The organism is Saccharopolyspora sp. NPDC049426 (genome assembly GCF_040676935.1).
GTDB lineage: Bacteria > Actinomycetota > Actinomycetes > Mycobacteriales > Pseudonocardiaceae > Saccharopolyspora.
This window is the reverse complement of sequence record NZ_JBFAPZ010000013.1, coordinates 15937-36677: the sequence shown is the minus strand read 5'-3', so window position 1 is coordinate 36677 and position 20741 is coordinate 15937. Positions and strand designations below refer to the sequence as shown.

Below are 20741 nucleotides of genomic sequence, written 5' to 3'. Positions count from 1 at the left end.
CTCGCCGGAACGGCGTAGGACCCTCTAGCGGAGTGACATCCGTCACTCGGCGGATAGTCGTGTTCCCGAACGTCCGCGCTCCTGGCGAGGAGGCCGTTCCATGTCCCGCATCACCGTCAACGTAGACGGCACCAAGTACACCGATGAAGTGGAACCTAGAACGCTGCTCGTGCAGTACCTGCGCGAGCGGCTCGGCAAGGTCGGCACCGTAGTCGGCTGCGACACCAGCAACTGCGGTGCCTGCACCGTCCACATGGACGGGCACAGCGTGAAGTCGTGTTCCGTCCTGGCGGTCCAGGCCGATGGCCACGACGTGACCACCATCGAAGGACTGGCCCAGGACGGCAAGCTGCACCCGCTGCAGGAGGCCTTCCACGACAACCACGCGTTGCAGTGCGGGTACTGCACCCCCGGCATGATCATGCAGGCGCTGGACCTGCTGGCCGAGGACCCCGAACCCGACGACCAGGCGGTCCGCGAAGGCATGGAGGGCAACCTCTGCCGCTGCACGGGCTACCAGAACATCGTCCGAGCGGTGCGCGACGCCGCCCAGCGCATGGAACCCGGCGCAGGGCCCGCGGCCGAGCACACCGATGACACGCCCATGCAGCGCAAGCCCGCCGACGAGCGGACCGGCGCCGAGGCCACGGGAGGTCGCCAGTCATGACCGCTGTGGCAGAGCCGGAACTCGGGCGTTCCCGCAAGCGCAAGGAGGACGCGCGGCTGATCACCGGCCGCACGCGCTGGACCGACAACCTCGCTCCCAGCGGAACGCTGCACCTGGCGATCCTGCGCTCACCGATGGCGCACGCCAAGATCACCGCGATCGACACCGAGGCGGCCAAGGAATCTCCCGGCGTGGTCGCGGTCGTCACCGGCCGCGACATCGCCGACGTCCAGGGCAGCCTGCCCTGCGCGTGGCCGATCACCGAGGACATGAAGGCCCCGGCGGCCCCGGCGATGGCCGTCGAGGAGGTGCGCTTCGCGGGTGAAGCGGTGGCGATGGTTGCCGCCCGCTCGGCCGCCGAGGCGCGCGACGCGATGGACGCCATCGACGTCGACTACGAGGACCTGCCGGTCGTGCTGGACATGCCCTCGGCGATCGAATCGGGATCGCCGCTGGTCCACCAGGACCTGGGCACCAACACCAACGCCGTGTGGACCTTCGACTCGGCCGAGGCCGGGACCGGCGGCGACGTCGAGCAGGCCCTGTCCGGCGCGGAGGTGCTCGTCGAGCGAACCTTCCGCCAGCAGCGGCTGATCCCGGCGTTCATGGAGCCGCGCTCGGTCGTCGTCGACCCGACCGGTGAGCAGATCACCGTCTGGTCGGCCACCCAGGTCCCGCACATCCTGCGGGTCATGCTGGCCATGACGCTGGGCGTCGCCGAGAGCAAGATCCGGGTCATCGCACCCGACGTCGGCGGCGGTTTCGGCGGGAAGCTCCAGGTCACGCCGGAGGAGGTCCTCGCGTTCCTGATGGCGCAGCGGCTCGGCCGTCCGGTGAAGTGGACCGAGACCCGCTCGGAGACCATGGTCTCGGCGCACCACGGCCGGGACCAGATCCAAAAGCTGTCGATGGCGGCGACCCGCGACGGCCGGATCACCGGGCTCAAGGTCGAACTGCTCGCCGACATGGGCGCCTACCTGCGGCTGGTCACACCGGGCGTGCCGATCCTGGGCGCTCTGATGTTCAACTCGATCTACAAGATCCCGGCGTACCACTTCAGCTGCACCAACGTGTTCACCAACAAGACGCCGACCGATGCCTACCGCGGCGCCGGGCGACCGGAGGCCACCTTCGGCATCGAGCGGATGATGGACGAGCTGGCCGCCGAACTGGGCATGGAACCCATGGAGGTGCGGCGCAAGAACTGGATCGCCCACGAGGAGTTCCCGTACGACACGGTCGCGGGTCTGACCTACGACTCGGGCAACTACGAGGCCGCCACCGACAAGGCGATGGAGCTGTTCGGCTACACCTCGCTGCGCGAGGAGCAGGAGCGGCGCCGTCGCGAGAACGACCCGGTCCAGCTGGGCATCGGCATCTCCACCTTCACCGAGATGTGCGGGCTGGCGCCCTCGCGGGTGCTGGGGTCGCTGTCCTACGGCGCGGGCGGCTGGGAGCACGCGGCGATCCGGATGCTGCCCACCGGCAAGGTCGAGGTCGTCACGGGTTCCTCCCCGCACGGTCAGGGGCACGAGACGGCGTGGAGCCAGATCGTGGCCGACCGGCTCGGCGTTGCCTTCGACGACGTCGAGGTGCTGCACGGCGACACCCAGGTCTCGCCGCGCGGCATGGACACCTACGGCTCCCGCTCCTTGACCGTGGGCGGCATGGCCGTGGTCGCCGCCGCCGACAAGGTCATCGACAAGGCCCGGCCGATCGCCGCGCACATGCTCGAATGCGCCGAGGAGGACCTGGAGTTCTCCTCGGGCAGGTTCGGCGTGCGCGGCACCGATCGGGGCGTGGGGATGGGCGAGGTCGCGCTCGCGGTGTTCGCCGCGCACGACCTGCCCGACGGGGTGGAGCCGAACCTGGACTCCGACGCGACGTTCGACCCGGAGAACTTCTCGTTCCCGCACGGCACCCACCTCTGCGCGACCGAGGTGGACACCGAGACCGGGCACGTGAAGATCCGCAAGTACGTGTGCGTGGACGACATCGGATCGGTGATCAACCCGCTGATCGTGGAGGGCCAGGTGCACGGCGGTCTCGCCCAGGGCATCGCGCAGGCGCTCTACGAGGAGGCCGTCTACGACGAGGGCGGCACGCTCACCACGGGCACGCTGGCCGACTACCTGGTGCCCTCGGCGGCCGACCTGCCGGAGTTCACCACCGACCGAACCGAGACCCGCGCGACCTCGAACGCCCTGGGCGTCAAGGGCGTGGGGGAGGCGGGAACGATCGCCTCCACGCCCGCGGTGGTGAACGCGGTCGTCGACGCGCTGCGGCCGATGGGCGTCAACGACGTCGAGATGCCCTGCTCGCCGCAGCGCGTGTGGCGGGCGGTGACCGGCGCTCGCGCGTCCGGGAAGACGGCGCCGGAGGCCGGCGGCGGACTCGGCTCGATGAACCCCCATGGAGGTACGCGGTGATCCCGGCCCAGTTCGAATACGTCGCGCCCTCGACCGTGGACGAGGCCGTCGCCGCGCTGGCGGCGGCGGGCGAGGACGCCAAGGTGCTCGGCGGTGGGCAGAGCCTGCTGCCCGTGCTGCGGATGCGGATGGCCGATCCGAGCACGATCGTCGACGTCGGTCGCATCCCGGAGATGCGGGGCGTCCGCGAGGACGGCGACAAGCTCGTCGTCGGCGCCATGACCACCCACTACGAGGTGCAGCGGGACCCGCTGATCCAGCAGCACGCCGAGCTGATCACGCTGGCCACCCGCACCGTCGCCGACCCGCAGGTGCGCCACCGGGGCACCTTCGGTGGTTCGCTGGCGCACGCCGACCCGGCCGGTGACCTGCCGGCTCCGGCGCTCGCGCTGGACGCGGAGATGGTCATCGCCGGTCCCTCGGGCCGGCGCACCGTCCCGGCGTCGGAGTTCTTCGTCGACTACTTCACCACCGCGCTGGAACCCACCGACCTGCTGGTCGAGGTGCGGATGCCGAAGTGGACCGGCTGGAACGCGCACTACGAGAAGTTCAACCGCGTCGCCCAGGCGTGGTCGATCGTCGGAGTCGCCGCAGCGGTGCGGGTTTCCGGCGGTGCCATCGCCGAAGCGCGCATCGCGCTGACCAACATGGGCGCCACCCCCATCCGCGCGATGGGTGTGGAGCAGGCGCTGGTCGGCCAGCAGGCCACGGCCGAGGCGGTCCGCGCGGCCGCCCGGCACGCGACCGAAGGCACCAGCGCGACAGGTGATTCCAGCGCTGATGCCGACTACCGGGAACACCTCGCCGAAGTCCTGACCGGACGTGCGGTGCTGGCGGCGGCAGGCGGCTGATCCGCTCCGGCGAAGGTCGGGTCTGGCGGCGTTCCGCGGAATTGCCGCCAGACCCGAATCGTTGTTGTGGGCGGGTGGTCCTTCCCGCTGAGCCGATCGGGCTATCGGCACGCCGTCCGGCCTGGGAGGCTGGTGGGTGGACTGCGATATAGCTTCAGACTGAAACGATGGCTCTGCGCCTGAGCCGAGCACGGTCAATCAGGAGGACCTTCCAGTGGAAATGCAGCACACGTTCAGCGTTCCGGTGCCGATCGATGCGGCGTGGAAGGCGATGACCGACCCCGAACGGGTCGCTCCGTGCATGCCCGGCGCCACGCTCACCAAGGCCGAGGGCAACGAGTTCGCCGGTTCGGTGAAGGTCAAGCTCGGACCGGTGACGCTGCTGTACAAGGGAACCGGTGTCTTCAAGGACATCGACGAGAAGAACCGGCGGCTGGTCATCGACGCCAGCGGCAAGGACTCGCGCGGCAGCGGCACCGCCGCCGCGACGGTGGTGGTCACGCTGACCGACGAGGGCAGCACCACCTCCGGCACGGTCGACACCGACCTGAAGGTCACCGGCAAGCCCGCTCAGCTGGGTCGCGGCCTGATCTCCGAGGTGGGCGGCAAGATCCTGAACCAGTTCGCCGACAACCTCGCCAAGAAGCTGGAGTCCGAGCAGGAGGTCCCGGCCGCGCAGGAGAAGGCGTCGGCCGGGCCGCAGAGCACGGAGACCGCGGGTGGCGCCAACGGCAACGGTGCCGCCGCGGCAGCGGGGTCGGCGGCCGCGGGCGCCGCGGTCGGTTCGGCCCGCAAGGACACCAGCTGGCGGGTCACCCCGGCCAGCGCCGACTCGCCGAGCTCGACCACCATCGCCGAGCCGGCCGCCAACGACGAGGCCATCGACCTGCTGGGCACCGCGGGCGCACCGGTCCTCAAGCGGGCCGCCCCGGCGGTGATCGGTCTGCTGGTGGCGTTCATCGTGCTGCGCCGCTTCAAGAAGCGCCGCGCCCGCAAGCGCGCCTCGTAAGCACTTCCCCCAGGTGCGGGGCTCGATCCTCAGTCCCGCAGGAGCGCTCCGACCCGGCCGAGCCGGTCGAGCCACCACCGCTGCACGTCGGCAGGGGGAGTGGCGGCCGCGACCAGCGCCGGGTCGGGCTCCGGGGGCTTCGACAGCACCGGCAGGAACCCCTGCTCGGGCAGCAGCGAATCGGCGACCACGTCGCCGTCGAGCAGCGCCATGGTGCCCAGCCCGCACGCGAACGGCAGCTCGGGCAGCGCGCCGGCCAGCGCCAGCTGCGCCGACAGGCCCACGCTGGTCTCCACCGCCGAGGAGACCACGCACGGCAGACCGCACGCCTCGGCGACCTGCAGCGCTCGGCGGACTCCGCCCAGCGGCGTGGCCTTGATGATCGCCACGTCGGCCGCTCCGGCCACGGCCACGCGCATCGGGTCCTCGGCGCGGCGGATGCTCTCGTCGGCGGCGATGCGCACGTCGACCTTGCGGCGCACGGCGGCGAGCTCCTCGATGCTCGGGCACGGCTGCTCGGCGTACTCCAGGCCTTGGGCGGCGGCGTCGAGCTCGCGGATGCGGCTGACCGCGGTGTCGACGTCCCACGCCGCGTTGGCGTCGACCCGGATCGCGCCGTCGGGCCCGAGCGCGTCCCGGACGGCGGCGACCCGCTCCAGGTCTTCGGAGGCGGCCTGGCCGGGATCGGCGATCTTGACCTTCGCGGTCCGGCACCCGGAGCGCGCCACGATCTGCGCGGCCTTCTCGGCGGACACGGCGGGGACGGTGCAGTTGACGGGGATCCGGTCCCTGACCGGCTGCGGCCAGTGCTCACCGCACGCCTCGAACGCCGCCTTCAACCACGGAACCGCGCTGGCGTCGTCGTAGTCCTCGAACGGGCAGAACTCGCCCCACCCGGCAGGTCCCGACATGAGCACCCCGCGCCGCACGGTGATCCCGCGAAACCGGTTCCGCATCGGCAACGCGTACACCCGCACGGCGTCCAGTTCCGCTGGATCGAAGCTCGCCATGACCCAATCCTTTCAGCCCGAACCCACCACCGCGCCCCCGAGGTGCAGCCGGAATTCAGTGGAAGTCCGCCCCCGATTTCCATTGAAATCCGGTTCCAGACTTCCACTGAAATCGGGTTGACGAGGTGATGTCCGTGATCGGACGGCCTCGGACGGGGGTTACGCGACGCTGGGGCGGCCGAGGTCGAAGACGTCGACCTCGAAGCGTGCCCACTGCTGGCGCAGGGCGGTGACGCCGTGGTCGAGGATGTAGTTGAGCTCGCCCAGCGTGACCGGGAGGAGGGTGAAGACCTGGAGCTGCTCGGTGCCCTCCGGGTCGGTGAAGCGGGTGAACTCCGACGGGAAGATCGGATGTCCGCTGGCCAGGACGCCGTGGAACTCGGTTCCCGGCAGCAGCGGCTTCTCGTTCGGCACTATCTGGTCGGGAACCAGGAAGGTGCGGTTCTGCACCAGCAGTTCCGAGGTGAGGTCGACCAGGTGTCGGGCGGCTTCGGCCTGCTCCCGGTAGACCGTGCAGGCCAGCTCCTGGGCGGGGTGGACGCCCAGCGGCTGGAACCGCAGGCCGCTGCTGATCACCGTCGTCAGATGGAGTTCCTCGAGGTGGAAGAACACCAGACCGTAGCCGCGGTTGGTGCCGTTCACGTTCGGCGGCTCGGCTCCCGTGGGGGCGCCGGCGTAGCGTTCCAGGTTCTCCGCTAGGCCGACGAAGCGGTGCGCACCGCCCATCGCCGGCCGTTCGTGCTCGGTTTCCATCCGATCTCCAGTGTCTTGCAGCTCAGACGCTGCGTTCGTTCATCGCAACGGTAGCTGCAAAGCAGCCGAACGCGGGCCCCCTTTGGGTGACAGCTATCCGGGGCTCACCCGGAGTTTCCGTCACCCCGCGTCCGGGATTGCCGGGCCGAGCAGGTCATCGGCGTCCACGATCCGGTAGGCGTAACCCTGTTCGGCGAGGAACCGCTGCCTGTGCGCGGCGTAGTCGGTGTCCAAGGTGTCGCGCGAGACGACCGAGTAGAAGTGCGCCTGCTTGCGCTCGGCCTTGGGTCGCAGCAGTCGGCCGAGCCGCTGCGCCTCCTCCTGCCGGGATCCGAAGGTGCCCGACACCTGCACGGCGACCGAGGCCTCGGGCAGGTCGATCGAGAAGTTGGCGACCTTGGACACCACGAGCCGGCTGATCTCGCCGCGACGGAACGCGTCGAAGAGCTCCTCGCGCTCCTTGTTCTTCGTCGAGCCCTCGATGATCGGCGCCTCCAGCGCCTCGCCGAGCTCGTGCAACTGGTCCAGGTAGGCGCCGATGACCAGGGCGGGCTCGTCCGGGTGCTGGTCGAGGATCGCCTTGACCACCGGGGCCTTGGTGCGCGCGGTCGCGCAGAGCTTGTAGCGCTCCTCGGCTTCGGAGGTGGCGTACTGCAGGCGTTCGTTGTCGGTCAGCGTCACCCGCACCTCGACGCACTCCGCGGGTGCGATCCAGCCCTGGGCCTCGATGTCCTTCCACGGGGCGTCGTAGCGCTTGGGGCCGATCAGCGAGAACACGTCGCCTTCCCGGCCGTCCTCGCGGACGAGGGTGGCGGTCAGGCCGAGCCGGCGCCGGGACTGCAGGTCGGCGGTCATCCGGAACACCGGGGCGGGCAGCAGGTGCACCTCGTCGTAGACGACCAGGCCCCAGTCGCGGGAGTCGAAGAGCTCCAGGTGCTTGTACTCGCCCTTGGAGCGGCGGGTGATCACCTGGTAGGTCGCGATGGTGACCGGCCGGATCTCCTTCTTCTCGCCGGAGTACTCGCCGATCTCCTCCTCGGTCAGCGAGGTCCGCTCGATCAGCTCGCGCTTCCACTGGCGGCCGGCGACGGTGTTGGTGACCAGGATCAACGTGGTCGCCGCCGCCTCGGCCATGGCCGCCGCGCCGACCAGCGTCTTGCCTGCGCCGCAGGGCAGCACGACGACGCCCGAGCCGCCGGCCCAGAACGACTGCACGGCCTGGCGCTGGTAGTCGCGCAGGTTCCAGCCGTCCTGCTCCAGCTCGATGGGGTGCGCTTCGCCGTCGACGTAGCCGGCGAGGTCTTCGGCGGGCCAGCCGACCTTGAGCAGCATCTGCTTGAGACGTCCGCGCTCGCTGGGGTGCACGACGACGGTGTCGTCGTCGAGGCGGGCGCCGAACATCGGGGCGATCTTCTTGTTGCGCAGGACCTCTTCGAGCACGGCGCGGTCCACGGAGACCAGCACGAGGCCGTGCGCGGGGTCGTTGGTCAGCTGCAAGCGACCGAAGCGGCCCATGGTCTCGACGATGTCGACCAGCAGCGGCTGCGGCACGGGGTAGCGGGAGAAGCGGACCAGTCCGTCGACGACCTGCTCGGCGTCGTGCCCGGCGGCGCGCGCGTTCCACAGCGCGAGCGGCGTGATCCGGTAGGTGTGCACGTGCTCCGGCGCGCGCTCCAGCTCGGCGAAGGGTGCGATGGCGGTGCGCGCGTCGTCGGCGAGGTCGTGATCGACTTCGAGCAGCAACGTCTTGTCGGACTGGACGATCAGAGGTCCGTCGGTCAAGGTGAGCGCTCCCTCGGGGATCGGGTGGAGTTTCCGCAGGTGATCAGCACTGTCGGCAGCCACCGGACGGACTCCCGGCCCAGTATTCCACTCGGGCAACACCGCCCTCGCCGGGTCCAGTCCCAGCAGCGGCGCGAAGTGACTCAAATCGCCCGCGAGCCCGCGCCCGCGTCGTCCACCGGGAGGTGCGTCGCCCGGCGATCGGGGGATTGTGGGGGTTGGTGGGAGCGTTCCGTCGATCTCGTTCGGGTGCGAGGAGTGACATGGCTGCGGAGAACGCGCGGGAGCGGCTGCGGGAGTTGGAGCCCGGGGCTCGCCTGGAGGACGTGCTGGAACTGTTCGACTCGCTGCCCCCGGTGCGGGTCGAGGAGCTGGTGGGCACCTGGCGGGGCAACGGGATCGACACCGGGAACCCGTTCGACGGGCTGCTTGAGCGGTTCGGCTGGTACGGCAAGCGCTTCGGGGGAGCGGACGACGCCCACCCGCTGCTGTTCGCCGCGAGCGGAGGACGCGTGGTGAGCATCAACCCGGCGTTCATGCCGGTCGGGCTGCTGCTCGGCATCGCCGGCAGGCTCAACAACCCCGTCGTGGCGACGCTGTTCCGAGTCTTGATGCCGCTGATGACCACGGCCGAACCCCGCGCGCGGCTGCGGATGGTCGAGTACCGGGGCGTGTCCTCCGCCGCGATGGTCTACGACGCGCTGCCGATCCACGACCCGTTCCGCAAGGTCGACGAGGACACGCTGCTGTGCGCGATGGACCTGCGCGGCATGGACGAGCCGTTCATGTTCGTGCTGCGCCGCGATGCCGCGTAGGAACACGTTTTCCCTGGCTGGGTAGATTGCTGGTGGCGAACTCGACCACGGAGGACTTGTGACCTACCCACCGCAACCGGATCCTCACGGTGCGCAGTCCGGGCCGTATCCGGGGGGCTGGCCCGGTCAGCCCACGCAGCAGGGCTACCCGTTCCCGCAACAGGGTTCCGACGCCTTCTGGCGCCAGGTCGCCGGCAACCAGCAGCCGCCTCCGCCGCCGAAGAAGAAGCGCACCGGTCTCATCGTCGGGCTCGTCGTCGGCGGCGTGCTGCTGCTGACCGGGGGCATCGTCGGGATCTCGCTGGCGGTGATCGCCGGCAACCGGATCGAGGCCGGCGACTGCATGGAGCTGCTCGACGAGCGCGGTGGCCCGATGGCCCCGGCCGACTGCGGTTCGGCCGAGTCCGACTACGAGGTCGTCGAGGTCCAGAATCGCCAACGCGCCGAGTGCGGCGACGACTACGTCAACTACGCCGAGGGCACCGCCTACTGCGTCGTCCTCGACGTCAAGGTGGGCGACTGCCTGACGCCCTTCCAGGAGGACGAGGGCGTCCTGCCGTTGAAGATCGAGTGCTCCCGGTCTGAGGACCAGGTCACCAGGGTGGTCGGTGGGCAGGACCCGGAGTCCGCGTGCGGGGAGAACGAGGGCTACTACGTCTTCACCCGCAAGACCGTGTGCTTCGGGGACGTTCGGGACATCTGACGTTTACTACCGCTAACGAAGCCGGTCTGCTGTGATGGAGCACGACGATCGGTGGGGCGAGGAGGCAGCACGAATGGGCAGCGAGGATCGCACGGTTCGCGACATCACCCGGGGTTTGATGCGTGAACTCGGGCTGACCACGGTGTTCGGCAACCCGGGCACGACGGAGGTCCCCTTCCTGACGGGATGGCCCGACGACTTCCACTACGTGCTCGGACTGCAGGAGTCCGTGGTGGTCGCGATGGCCGACGGCTACGCGCAGTCCCGCCGCGAACCGGTGCTGGTCAACCTGCACTCGGCCGGTGGTGTCGGGCACGCGCTGGGCGCGGTGTTCACCGCCTACCGCAACCGCACTCCGATGATCATCACGGCTGGTCAGCAGACCCGCAGCCTGATGTTCAACGAACCGTTCCTGGGTGCCACCGAGGCGCCGAACTTCCCCAAGCCGTACGTGAAGTGGAGCTACGAGCCGGCCAGGGCCGCGGACGTCCCGGCCGCGCTGGTGCGCGCCTACCAGATGGCGACGACCCCGCCGTACGGTCCGGTCTTCCTGTCCGTGCCCGCCGACGACTGGGACGAGCCCGGTGTGGAGGTCCCCGCGCGCCCGCGCACGCCGGGATTCGCGCCCGACCCGCAGGCCATCGCCGGGCTCGCCGAGGCGCTGCGCGACTGCGAGCGGCCCGCGTTCGTCACCGGCCCGGCGGTCGACGCCGACGGCGTGGTGGACGAGATGGTGCGGCTGGCCGAGAAGACCAAGGCCGCGGTGTACGCACCGCCGATGTCCCCGCGCTGCTCCTTCCCGGAGGACCACCCGTGCTTCGCCGGGTTCCTGCAGCCCGAGCAGCGGCTGCTCAGCCAGGAGCTCTCCGGCTACGACCTGGTCGTGGTGTGGGGCGCTCCGGCGTTCACCTACCACGTCTACCGGGGTGAGGCCGAGATCGCGCTGCCCGAGCTCTTCCTGGTCAACGACGACCCCGACGTGCTGGCCCGCGCCCGCTCCGGGCGAGGCGTGATGGGCACGATGGCGCACGCGGTTCCGCAGGTCAACGCGCAGCTCGACGATCTGGACCGGTCGGCGCCGACGACCATGGCGCGGCCGGACAAGCCCGTCGCGACCACGCCGATGACGGCCTCCTACGTCTTCGACACCCTCGTCGGTCAGCTCCCCGCCGACGCGGCCGTCGTCGAGGAGACCCCGAGCCACCGCAACGACCTGCACGAGTACTTCCCCGTCCGCTCCACCGACGGCGGGTTCTTCACCGGCTTCTCCGGAGCGCTGGGCTACGGCGTCGGCGCCGCGGTCGGCGTCGGCATGGCCAACACCGCCCGGCGGACCGTGGCGCTGCTCGGCGACGGTTCGAGCATGTACGGCATCCAGTCGCTGTGGACGGCCGTGCGCGAGCAGGCACCGGTCACCTTCGTGATCATGGACAACTCGCGGTACGCCGCCGTGGCCGTGCTGGGCGAGGCCGCCGGTGGCAGCAAGCTGCCGGGCGTGGACCTCGGCGGCATCGACTTCGTCTCGCTGGCCACCAGCCTCGGCTGCCCGGCCAAGCTCATCCAAACCCCGGAGGAGCTGGCCGAAGCCCTGCCCGAGGAGTTCGCCGGCAAGCAGGGCCCGAGCCTGCTGCACATCAAGGTCGACCCAGGCCAACGCTTCCTGTACTGATCGAGAACCTGTCAGTGGTCATCCTGCTCAGCGGTGCGGGTGGCGGAACCTGACACGACGAAGAGGCGGCCTCGACCAGGTGTGGCCGGGGCCGCCCTCGTCGTCGTGGTCAGGAGACCTGGGTGGTCTCCGCTGCTGAGGCCTGGGACCCGCCTGCGCTCTTGACGTCGAGGAGGCGGGCCACCTCGCTTCGCAGGTGCACGAAGGTCTCGGACTCCCTGGTGGTGATCTGGTCGCGCTCGGTGCCGAGCGGGATCTCCAGGTCCTTGACGATCGTGGCCGGGGACTTCGACAGCACGAAGACCCGGTCGGAGAGGTAGATGCTCTCGTCAATGTCGTGGGTGACCAGCAGGACCGTGCTGTCGAACTGCTTGCGGACCCGCAGCAGCAGGTCCTCCAGCTCGAAGCGGGTCTGGGCGTCCACCGACGCGAACGGCTCGTCCATCAGCAGCAGCGCAGGCCGGCAGGCCAGGGCGCGGGCGATGGAGACCCGCTGCTGCATGCCGCCGGAGAGCTGCCACGGGTACTTCTTGGCGGAGGCCGACAGGCCGACCCACTCCAGCACCTCGTCGGCGCGCTCGCGCCGCTCGGACCGGCTGACGCCGCGGGCCTGCAGCGGGAACTCGACGTTGGCGCGGACCGACTTCCAGGGGAACAGCGAGCGGCTGTAGTCCTGGAACACCACGGCCAGGTCGCTGGGCACGCCGTCGACCGCCTCGCCGTGCAGCCGCACGTCGCCGGAGGTCGGCTTGATCAGGCCGGAGATGCCCCGCAGCATCGTCGACTTGCCGCAGCCGGAGGGACCGACGATGCACGCCAGCTCACCGGTGCGGACCTCGAAGGTGAGGTCGGCGATGGCCTGGTGCCCGTTCGCACCGCCGTAGCGGTGACCGAGTCCGGAGACTTCCAGCATCGTGTTCGTTCGGGTCATTTCGGTCAGCCTCCGACAACTTGGTCAGCCGACGCCTGCGAGGGCTGCCAGCTCAGCGCACGGCGTTCCACCACGAGCAGCAGGGTGTTCAGTACGTATCCGAGGACGCCCAGCAGGACGATCCCCGCCCACATGGCCGGGAAGTCGAACTGCCGCTGGTCGTACATCAGCCGGTAGCCGATGCCGTTGGTGGACCCCACCAGCTCCGATACGACCATCAGCACCAGGGACAACGACAGGCTAACCCGCAGCCCGGCGAAGATCTTGGGCGTCGCCGCGGGCAGCACCACGCCGGTGATCCACTGGGCCCGCGGGATGCGGAACGACCGCGCGGTGTCGATCTTGACCTGGTCCACCGAGCGGACGCCGTCGACGGTGTTGAGCAGGATCGGCCACACGACGCTGAACACGATCACGGTGATCTGCATCGACGAGCCGATGCCCAGCAGCACGATGAACACCGGGACCAGCACCGGTGAGGGGATGGCGCGCATGAACGCCATCAGCGGCCCGACGAAGTCCAGCAGGTTGCGCGAGCGGCCGAGCAGGGTGCCCAGCGCGACGCCGATGACCGCGGCCAGCACCCACCCGAAGGCGACCCGGCCGAGGCTGGCGAACAGGTCGCCGGTGGCCTCGCTGGTCAGGAAGAGCGATTCCGGAGGTCCGGAGAACCACTTCTGCCCGGCGGTGGCGAGGATCTTGCTCGGCGACGGGAAGAACGGGTGCTGCGCGATTTGGGTCACCAATTCCCACAGCAGAACCGCGATGATGAGCACGAGCCATTGGCGGAGGAATCCACGCGTTTTCTTCACAACGCACCCCGCAACCCGAAGTTGAATTCCAGTGAATTCACGATGTCAATTCCCGGGGAGTCGTGAAAGCCGGGAAAAAGGTGGCCCGTCACACTGCCTCCCGATCGACCGCGCTCCACGCCAGGCCTCGCTTGTGCACCGTTTCCAGCGCCTCGTTGATGAGGTAGCCGACGATGCCCGCGACGATCGTCCCGGCCAGGACCAGGTCCATCCGCCCGGCTCCGGTCGAGGCGTCCAGCACGAAGCTGCCGAGCCCGCTGCCGCCTCCTGCCAGGAACTCGGTGCTGACCACCAGGATCAGCGCCACCGAGGCCGACATCCGGATGCCGGTGAGCACGAACGGCGCGGCGTTGGGCAGCAGCACGGTGAACATCGTGCGGGTCCGGCCGAAGCCGAAGGACCGCGCGGTGTCCACCATCACCGGGTCGACCTCGTCCAACGCGTAGATGGTGTTGAACAGGATCGGCCACACCGCCGCGTACACCGCCAGGGCGATCTTGGTCTCCGGACCGGACCCGACCAGCACGATGGCCAGCGGGATCAGCGCCACGGAGGGGATCGGCCGGAGGAACTCGATGATCGCGCGGGTGGCCACCCGGATGCCGCGCACGCTGCCCAGCAGCAGTCCGGCGGGCACGGCGATGGCGATGGAGATGCCCAGCGCGATGGCCCAGGCCAGCACGCTCGCGATCAGGTCGAGCAGGAAGGAGGGGTCGCCGAGGAGCTCGACGAACCTGGACAGCACCACCGAGGGCGGTGGGAAGTACTGGGGGTCGACGAGCCCGGACCTGCTGAAGGCTTCCCACAACAGCAGGAAGCCCAGGAGTCCGAGCAGACCCCGGATTGTTCTGGTCATGTCCCGATCAGCTCTGCGGCGGCTTGATGATCATGCTCGCCACGTCGACGTCCTTCGTGATGTAGCCGAATTCCAGCATCAATCGCGGAACGCGCTGCAAGCGGGTGGCATCTGCACGTGCGTTCAACTTCAGCAACGTGATGATGGACGCAGTTTCCTTGTCGATCTTGGCGAACTTCGGCAGCAGCGGCTCGATCTTGGCGCGGTCCTGCGCCTCGGCCACCGAGGCGGTCATCGCGCGCTGGAAGGCGGCGACGGTCTTCGGGTTCTTCTCGGCGAACTCGGAGTTGGAGACGTAGCCGCCCAGCGGCAGGTCCTCCAGCGGGCCGGCGGTGGTGTCGAGCACCGGCACGGCGTCGGCGTCGCGCGCGGCCAGGGTCAGGAAGGGCTCCACGACCATCGCGGCGTCGACCTGGCCGGCCTTGAGCGCGTTGGGCATGTTGATGAAGCCCAGCGGCACCATCTGCACCTTGTCGAAGGGCACGTTGTTGGCCTTCATCGAGGCCTTGACCAGCAGCTCGGAGATGGTGCCGGGGCCGGAGATCGCGATCCGCTTGCCCGCCAGGTCCTGCGCGGTGCGCACCCCGGAGTCCGGCGCGGACATGATCAGGCAGCTGTTGGGCACCGCCGACATGCAGTCGGCGACGATCTTGAGGTTGGCCACGCCCTTGGCCTGCGCGGCGAAGATCGGCACGTAGCTGGAGAAGGTGATGTCGAGGTCGCCGCCGATGGCGCTGTTGAGCGCGGCGCCGCCGTCGGAGGCGGGCACGATCTCGACGTTGAGGCCCTCGCGCTGGAAGTGACCGGCTTCGGCCGCCAGGTACAGCGGGGCGAGCTCGGCGGTGGGCAGTGCGCCGACGCGCAGGTTGGCCTTCTCCACCTGGCCGTTCCCGGACGACTGCTGCTCCGCGCCACCCAGCAGCCCGCAACCGCTGGAGCCCATCAGCGCTCCTGCGGTGGCCACACCGCCGGCGATTTTGAACAGGTCGCGGCGGGCTATCGGGCGGTTCTTCGGACGCATGGCGTTTCCTCCTGGCATGGCGGGGTGTGGGCCTGCGCGGGCCCTGGCGGCTGGAGCGACTTGCGTGGACCGAGGCCGTTGCGGCCGGGAAGCGGGGACTGCGTGCGCGGGGTTTCGGTGGCCGCTGCGCACATCCCGTGTCCTCGGGATCACCGACTGCATCGGTGCGCAGAACTCTAGATACCTGATCAGGGGGCGACAACAAGACGTAATGGGCTCGTTGTGTCGATTACTCGAAGGTGTGTCTCCCGTCACTGATTGGCGAAAGCAAACAACACGGACAGTGTTGTCCACATCGCGAACGGGTGATCACGCGCCAACAACGTGAAATACACGGTGAGCAAAACGACAAAAGCCGCAGATGCCTCGTACGTGACGAAGCACCTGCGGCTTGGCGGTCCCGCGGCGGGGTCCGGGTGCCGGACCGGCCGATCCTCCTCAGCACTTCGGCTGATCGGATCGGCCCGCCCCTCAGCCCTGGGGCTGACGCGAGGGTCAGCCCTGCGCGGGCCGGACGATCATCTTGGCCACGTCGATGTCCTGCTCCAGGAAGCCGAAGTCCTTCATCAGGCGCGGAACGCGCTGCAAGCGCGTCGCGTCGGCGCGCGAGTTGAACTTCAGCAGCGAGATGATCGCGGCCGTGTCCTTGTCGATCTTGGCGAACTCCGGCAGCAGCGGCTCGATCTTCGACCGGTCCTGCGACTCGGCCACCGCGCGGTCCATCGCGCGCTGGAAGGCGGCGACGGTCTTGGGGTTGTCCTGCACGAACTTCGCCGTCGCGCCGTAGCCGGTCAGCGGCAGGTCCTCCAGCGGGCCGGTGTTGGTGTCGGCCACCGGGACCGCTCCGCTGGCGCGCGCGGCCTGGGTCAGGAACGGCTCGGTCAGGATCGCCGCGTCCACCCGGCCCTGCTGGAGAGCGGCCGGCATGTTGATGAACGGGATCGCGGTGAACTCGGACTTGGAGAAGTCCACGCCGTAGGCCCGCATGGTGGCCTTGACCAGCAGTTCCGAGATGGTGCGCGGCCCGGAGATGGCGATGGTCTTGCCCGCCAGGTCCTGCGGGGTGCGCACCTTCGAGGAGGGCGAGGTCATGATCGTGGTCGTGTTCGGGGCGCCCGCGCCGCAGTCGGCCACGATCTTCAGGTCCGCCACGCCCCTGGCCTGGGCCGCGAAGAAGGGCACGTAGCTGGCGTAGGTGATGTCGTAGTCACCGCCGATGGTGCTGGTCAGAGCCGCACTGCCGTCCGAGGTCGTGACGATCTCGACGTTGAGGCCCTCCTGCTGGAAGATGCCGTTGCGCACGGCCAGGTGCAGGGGAGCGAGGTCGGTGACCGGCATGGCGCCGACCTTGATGTTGGGCTTCTCGACCGTGCCGTCACCGCCGCCAGCCGATTCGGAGCCGCCCAGCAGGCCGCATCCGCTCGCGCCCATCAGCGCTCCGGCGGTAGCCGTGCCACCTGCGAGTTTGAGCAGCCCTCTCCGCGACATAGCGCGACTGGCCAGGGTCATCGAGTCCTCCTTGCAACAGCACGACATGGGGTGCGCCGGGCGTTGCGTGAGCTCCGCTGGCTCGGCGCGGACAACCCCGAGTAGGGTCCGGCAGTTGCGTCTGTGCACTGTGGACTTGGCCACGACCTTCGATGGAGGCGCCGGGCTGGCCGGGCACACGCGCGATGGCCGTGACGGGTGGGGCGCAAAAAGGACTGTAAAGGTTTGAACTATCGGGTTACAACCAGGCGTAACTAACTACGGGTCACACGTTCGGCCCAGCTGTTGCCAAAGGCACTCTTAAGAGTGACGGTGACCCGTATTGGGGGCCTGACTTGTGACGCCGGGTTAAGTATAGTCTCGCCCGTCGAGGTGACCGGCCTCTGCTTCGGGGGAATGCACGTTGTGACCAGGGAGTGTGATGGCAAGCCCGGCTGACAGAGTCGGGGTCTGCGGAAACTCGATCGCCGAGGTGACGTGGACCCGCTCGTGGGAATCCGACGCGACCGCGTCGGTTCGCGGGCACACTCCCAGCACGATGATCTCCACTGTCACGGCACGGAAGGGCAGCTAGCCGTGGCGGTTCCGCACATGTCCGCCGCAGCGCAGGAAACAGGGATGCTCAACAACGACCCCGCGACCGCACCCGGCCCAGCCGATCCGGCTGCCGCCCGGACCAAGAAGTGGTGGCTGCGCAACTGGCGCCTCCGGTACAAGATGGCCGCCGTTCTGCTCGTGCCAACCCTGGCCGCGCTGGGCGTCGGTGGCGTTCGCATCTACGACGGTCTCAACAGCCAGTCGCAGATGCAGACCATCGTCGACCAGGTCGAGTTGGCGCAGCAGACCTCCAACCTCACCCACGAGCTGCAGCGCGAGCGGGACTTCGCGATCGTGCTCACCACCTCCAACGGCGGCAGCGCGGGCACCGACTACCAGGCGCAGGGCCGCCAGGTCGACGCGGCCGTCCAGCAGGTCCTCGCGTTCGACCCGCAGGTCGTCGGCTTCACCCCCGAGGTCCGCTTCGCCTTCCAGAGCGCCGAGCACCGGATCAACAGCCTCGGAGCGCTGCGCGGCACCGTCAACGGCGGCTTCACCAGCCCGCAGACGATGATCGCCTACAACTCGGTGATCGACACGCTGCTGTCGATCAACAACCAGGTCGCCAACTCCGCGGCCAACACCGCGACCGCGCAGACGGCCCGCGCCGCCGACTCCCTCGGCCAAGCCAAGGAGCAGCTCGCCCGGCAGCGCTCGATCCTGCTCAGCGCGTCGCTGCGGAACCAGTTCCTGACCGGTCAGCCCGATCAGATGCGCGCCGCCGACGCGCGCTACGAGGCGGCGTACGGCGAGTTCGAGGCCGCGGCCACTCAGGACCAGCGCGCGCTGTTCGCCGAGCGGGTCGCCGGTGCGGCGGTCGACCGCAGCGAGCAGCTGGAGCAGAGCTCGCTGATCGCCTACGACAACGATCAGCAGAACCAGAACCTCGGCGTCTCCCCGGCTGACTGGGGACAGCAGTCCGGGCAGCGCACCGACCTCGTCCGCGAGGTCGAGTCCGACGTCCTCGAAGACCTGCACTCCGACGCCACCTCGCTGGCCGACTCCGCGACCTGGACGCTGATCCGCGACTCCGCCCTGGTGGCGCTGCTGCTGATCGTGGCCTTCGGCGTGGCGACCTTCATCGCCCGCTCGATGCTGCGGCCGCTGCGGGCCCTGCGCTACAGCGCCCTGGAGATCGCGCAGCAGAGCCTGCCCGACGCGATCAACCGGGTCACCGAGAACCCGGGCGCGTCCCACCAGACCACGGTGCCGACCGTGCCGGTCTACACCGACGAGGAGATCGGGCAGGTCGCCCGCACCTTCGACGCGGTGCACCAGCAGGCGCTGCGGCTGGCCGTCGAGCAGGCCATGCTCCGCAACAACGTCAACGACCTGTTCGTCAACCTCGCCCGCCGGTCGCAGACCCTGGTGCAACGGCAGCTGGCCCTGATCGACCGGCTGGAGCAGGACGAGCAGGACCCGGACCAGCTGTCCAGCCTCTTCGAGCTGGACCACCTGGCCACCCGAATGCGGCGGAACAACGAGAACCTGCTGATCCTCGGCGGCACCGACCTCACCCGGCGGACCATGCGGCCGGTCCCGCTCAACGAGGTGCTCGGCGCCGCCGTCTCCGAGGTCGAGCAGTACGCCCGGGTCGCCGTGGTCGACGCCCCCGAGCTGGCCCTGCAGGGCCGCGTGGTCAACGACTTCGTGCACCTGGTCGCCGAGCTGCTGGAGAACGCCACGGTGTTCTCCAACCCGGACACCGAGGTCACCGTCCGCACCGCCTACCGCCGCCAGCAGCTGGTCATCGAGATCCGCGACCGCGGCGTGGGCATCGACGCCGGCGAGGTCGACGAGATCAACGAGCGGCTCGTGCGGCCGCCGGAGATCGACGTCGCGGTCTCCCGGCGCATGGGTCTGTTCGTGGTCGGTCAGCTGGCCCGCAGGCACAACATCGAGGTCGAGCTCGGCAACAACGAGGGCCTGGAAGGTGGTGTCACGGCCACCGTCCGCCTCAGCGGCGAACTGGTCGTGCAGCTCACCCCGGACGGCCCGGTGCCGATGCCCGACATGCCGCGCACCGTCCAGCCCGAGGAGCGCGGTCAGCTCGGCGAGACCGGCACTCAGCTGGGCCTGGCCGCCGCCTTCGGCGGTCGCGCCGCCGCGGGCAACAACGGCCAGCAGCCCGGCCTGGACGCACCGACCAGCCGCGCCGAGCTGCCGAGCCTGAGCGGTTCCGAGCCGCCGACGTCGTTCACCTCGATGAACCAGGCGGCGGTGGACGCCGACGACTCGACACCGGGCGCCTCCTCGTTCAACGGCCACGGCTTCGCCGACGAGCCGGACGACCACGACGCGGAACTGCCCGCGCAGTACTCCGTGACGATGTCCTCCGGCGATTCATTCGGCGCAACGAGCGTCCCCCAATGGGAGGATGACGACCGGGCGCCCCACGACGACGGAGTCGGGGCGGAAGCCTGGCCGGATATCGACCCGGGCTTCGACGGGCAGTGCGGTGCACCGTCGGAGACCTCGTCGACCGACCTGTTCCACAGCCCGTTCGAGGCGGAGAAGACCAAGAACTTCGCACCGTCCGAGCCCTTCGGCGCCGACGAGCACCGGAACGGCTTCAGCGGTGGCGGCCTGACCGGGAGCGAGCCCGACAGCGGCTCGCTGAACGGCAGCAGCCTGAACGGCAGTGGAATCGGCGCGGCATTCGGTGGCGGCCACGAGGGCGCTCCAGGAAACGAAGGCCGGCCAGAGCCGGCGTCGGAGCCTTGGGAGTCCGAGAACGCATCAGCTCCCGGCCTGGAACATCCGGGCTTCGACGGCGGATCGCCGGCACGCGCCGACGACGAGCCGAGGGAGTCCTGGGACATGGACGATGCGCCTACCCAACGCCTGCCGATATACGAAGCCGTGCTCTCGCAGTGGTTCCGGGAGTCCGATGTCGAGGACTCGACCCCGGCCGCTGCCGACCCCAAACCCGCCGAGCCGGAAACCGCCGCGCCCTCGACCCCGTCGAGCTCCGCGCCGGAACCGGTCGTCGACGAAGTTCCGCGAACCACCACGCCCGACCCGGGCTGGGGGCAAGCGGATGTCGGTTGGAAAGCCGCCGAGGCGCTGCTGCAGACCCACGAGGTCCAGGAGACGACCGCGGCCGGACTTCCCAAGCGGGTCCCGAAGACCAACCTCGTGCCCGGCTCGGCAGCACCCCGCTCCCCGCAGCCGCCTCGCCGCAAGCCCGCCGCCCCGCGCTCGGCCGATGCCGTTCGCGGACGCATGGCGAACTTCCAGCAGGGCGTCCATCGGGGCAGGCACGCCAAGGCCGAACCGGTTTCCACCGAACTTCCCCGCTCGAATCCGAGCCGTCCCGAGGAGCAGGAGTGAACGGGTCCGTGCAGC

16 protein-coding genes are annotated in these 20741 nt (G+C 69.6%); 8 read left to right on the top strand and 8 right to left on the bottom strand.

From position 1 onward, the window contains the following. Positions 1-100: 100 nt before the first annotated feature. The 4 genes from AB0J78_RS25815 to AB0J78_RS25800 all read left to right on the top strand — a co-directional run bounded on the left by AB0J78_RS25815 (position 101) and on the right by AB0J78_RS25800 (position 4956). Positions 101-667, top strand: a complete 567-nt coding sequence (locus AB0J78_RS25815; protein ID WP_363793300.1) for a (2Fe-2S)-binding protein — start codon at positions 101-103, stop codon at positions 665-667. Further along, positions 664-3096, top strand: coding sequence for a xanthine dehydrogenase family protein molybdopterin-binding subunit (locus tag AB0J78_RS25810; protein WP_363793298.1), 2433 nt, complete (start codon positions 664-666; stop codon positions 3094-3096). Before AB0J78_RS25815 ends, AB0J78_RS25810 begins: the two co-directional genes overlap by 4 nt. Then, positions 3093-3947 carry a xanthine dehydrogenase family protein subunit M gene (locus AB0J78_RS25805; protein ID WP_363793296.1) on the top strand — a complete coding sequence of 285 codons (855 nt, stop codon included), beginning with the start codon at positions 3093-3095 and terminating at the stop codon, positions 3945-3947. The genes AB0J78_RS25810 and AB0J78_RS25805 overlap by 4 nt, the downstream gene beginning before the upstream one ends. 214 nt (positions 3948-4161) lie before the next feature. Next, entirely contained in the window at positions 4162-4956 is a 795-nt protein-coding gene (locus tag AB0J78_RS25800) for an SRPBCC family protein (protein WP_363793294.1), read from the top strand. A 29-nt stretch (positions 4957-4985) separates the two neighbouring features. On the opposite strand, the gene AB0J78_RS25795 is transcribed toward AB0J78_RS25800, so the two are convergent. The 3 genes from AB0J78_RS25795 to AB0J78_RS25785 all read right to left on the bottom strand — a co-directional run bounded on the left by AB0J78_RS25795 (position 4986) and on the right by AB0J78_RS25785 (position 8501). Next, on the bottom strand, positions 4986-5966 hold the full coding sequence (locus tag AB0J78_RS25795) for an o-succinylbenzoate synthase (protein ID WP_363793292.1): 981 nt from the start codon (positions 5964-5966) through the stop codon (positions 4986-4988). 159 nt (positions 5967-6125) lie between these two features. Next, entirely contained in the window at positions 6126-6719 is a 594-nt protein-coding gene (locus AB0J78_RS25790) for a suppressor of fused domain protein (protein WP_363793290.1), read from the bottom strand. 120 nt (positions 6720-6839) lie between these two features. Continuing rightward, entirely contained in the window at positions 6840-8501 is a 1662-nt protein-coding gene (locus AB0J78_RS25785) for a DNA repair helicase XPB (protein WP_363793288.1), read from the bottom strand. 263 nt (positions 8502-8764) lie between these two features. Between AB0J78_RS25785 and AB0J78_RS25780 the strand changes: the two genes are divergently transcribed. From AB0J78_RS25780 to mdlC, 3 genes are all read left to right on the top strand, one after another. Then, positions 8765-9316 carry a DUF4334 domain-containing protein gene (locus AB0J78_RS25780; protein WP_363793286.1) on the top strand — a complete coding sequence of 184 codons (552 nt, stop codon included), beginning with the start codon at positions 8765-8767 and terminating at the stop codon, positions 9314-9316. Between the two features lie 58 nt (positions 9317-9374). Next, complete coding sequence (locus AB0J78_RS25775; RefSeq protein ID WP_363793284.1) at positions 9375-10019, top strand: hypothetical protein; 645 nt, start codon at positions 9375-9377, stop codon at positions 10017-10019. A 73-nt stretch (positions 10020-10092) separates the two neighbouring features. Beyond that, positions 10093-11688: a benzoylformate decarboxylase gene (gene mdlC, locus AB0J78_RS25770; RefSeq protein WP_363793282.1), complete on the top strand. Its 1596-nt coding sequence runs from the start codon at positions 10093-10095 to the stop codon at positions 11686-11688. Between the two features lie 109 nt (positions 11689-11797). On the opposite strand, the gene AB0J78_RS25765 is transcribed toward mdlC, so the two are convergent. The 5 genes from AB0J78_RS25765 to AB0J78_RS25745 all read right to left on the bottom strand — a co-directional run bounded on the left by AB0J78_RS25765 (position 11798) and on the right by AB0J78_RS25745 (position 16817). Further along, entirely contained in the window at positions 11798-12619 is an 822-nt protein-coding gene (locus AB0J78_RS25765) for an ABC transporter ATP-binding protein (protein ID WP_363793280.1), read from the bottom strand. 5 nt (positions 12620-12624) lie between these two features. Further along, positions 12625-13431 carry an ABC transporter permease gene (locus AB0J78_RS25760; protein WP_363793278.1) on the bottom strand — a complete coding sequence of 269 codons (807 nt, stop codon included), beginning with the start codon at positions 13429-13431 and terminating at the stop codon, positions 12625-12627. Between the two features lie 88 nt (positions 13432-13519). Next, the gene (locus tag AB0J78_RS25755; protein ID WP_363793277.1) at positions 13520-14287 is read right to left on the bottom strand and encodes an ABC transporter permease subunit; all 768 of its coding nucleotides are present in this window, start codon (positions 14285-14287) and stop codon (positions 13520-13522) included. Positions 14288-14294: 7 nt separating this feature from the next. Continuing rightward, positions 14295-15308 carry an ABC transporter substrate-binding protein gene (locus AB0J78_RS25750; protein ID WP_363793275.1) on the bottom strand — a complete coding sequence of 338 codons (1014 nt, stop codon included), beginning with the start codon at positions 15306-15308 and terminating at the stop codon, positions 14295-14297. A gap of 495 nt (positions 15309-15803) precedes the next feature. Continuing rightward, the gene (locus tag AB0J78_RS25745; RefSeq protein WP_363793273.1) at positions 15804-16817 is read right to left on the bottom strand and encodes an ABC transporter substrate-binding protein; all 1014 of its coding nucleotides are present in this window, start codon (positions 16815-16817) and stop codon (positions 15804-15806) included. A gap of 570 nt (positions 16818-17387) precedes the next feature. Here AB0J78_RS25745 and AB0J78_RS25740 point away from each other — a divergent pair. Beyond that, positions 17388-20726, top strand: coding sequence for a nitrate- and nitrite sensing domain-containing protein (locus AB0J78_RS25740; protein ID WP_363793271.1), 3339 nt, complete (start codon positions 17388-17390; stop codon positions 20724-20726). Positions 20727-20741: the final 15 nt, after the last annotated feature.

Bases quoted from the DNA above. Each gene is read 5' to 3' on its own strand.
- AB0J78_RS25815 (WP_363793300.1), top strand. From the start codon at position 101: ATGTCCCGCATCACCGTCAACGTAGACGGCACCAAGTACACCGATGAA.
- AB0J78_RS25810 (WP_363793298.1), top strand. From the start codon at position 664: ATGACCGCTGTGGCAGAGCCGGAACTCGGGCGTTCCCGCAAGCGCAAG.
- AB0J78_RS25795 (WP_363793292.1), bottom strand. From the start codon at position 5,966: ATGGCGAGCTTCGATCCAGCGGAACTGGACGCCGTGCGGGTGTACGCG.
- AB0J78_RS25790 (WP_363793290.1), bottom strand. From the start codon at position 6,719: ATGGAAACCGAGCACGAACGGCCGGCGATGGGCGGTGCGCACCGCTTC.
- AB0J78_RS25780 (WP_363793286.1), top strand. From the start codon at position 8,765: ATGGCTGCGGAGAACGCGCGGGAGCGGCTGCGGGAGTTGGAGCCCGGG.
- mdlC (WP_363793282.1), top strand. From the start codon at position 10,093: ATGGGCAGCGAGGATCGCACGGTTCGCGACATCACCCGGGGTTTGATG.
- AB0J78_RS25765 (WP_363793280.1), bottom strand. From the start codon at position 12,619: ATGACCCGAACGAACACGATGCTGGAAGTCTCCGGACTCGGTCACCGC.
- AB0J78_RS25755 (WP_363793277.1), bottom strand. From the start codon at position 14,287: ATGACCAGAACAATCCGGGGTCTGCTCGGACTCCTGGGCTTCCTGCTG.
- AB0J78_RS25750 (WP_363793275.1), bottom strand. From the start codon at position 15,308: ATGCGTCCGAAGAACCGCCCGATAGCCCGCCGCGACCTGTTCAAAATC.
- AB0J78_RS25745 (WP_363793273.1), bottom strand. From the start codon at position 16,817: ATGACCCTGGCCAGTCGCGCTATGTCGCGGAGAGGGCTGCTCAAACTC.
- AB0J78_RS25740 (WP_363793271.1), top strand. From the start codon at position 17,388: ATGTCCGCCGCAGCGCAGGAAACAGGGATGCTCAACAACGACCCCGCG.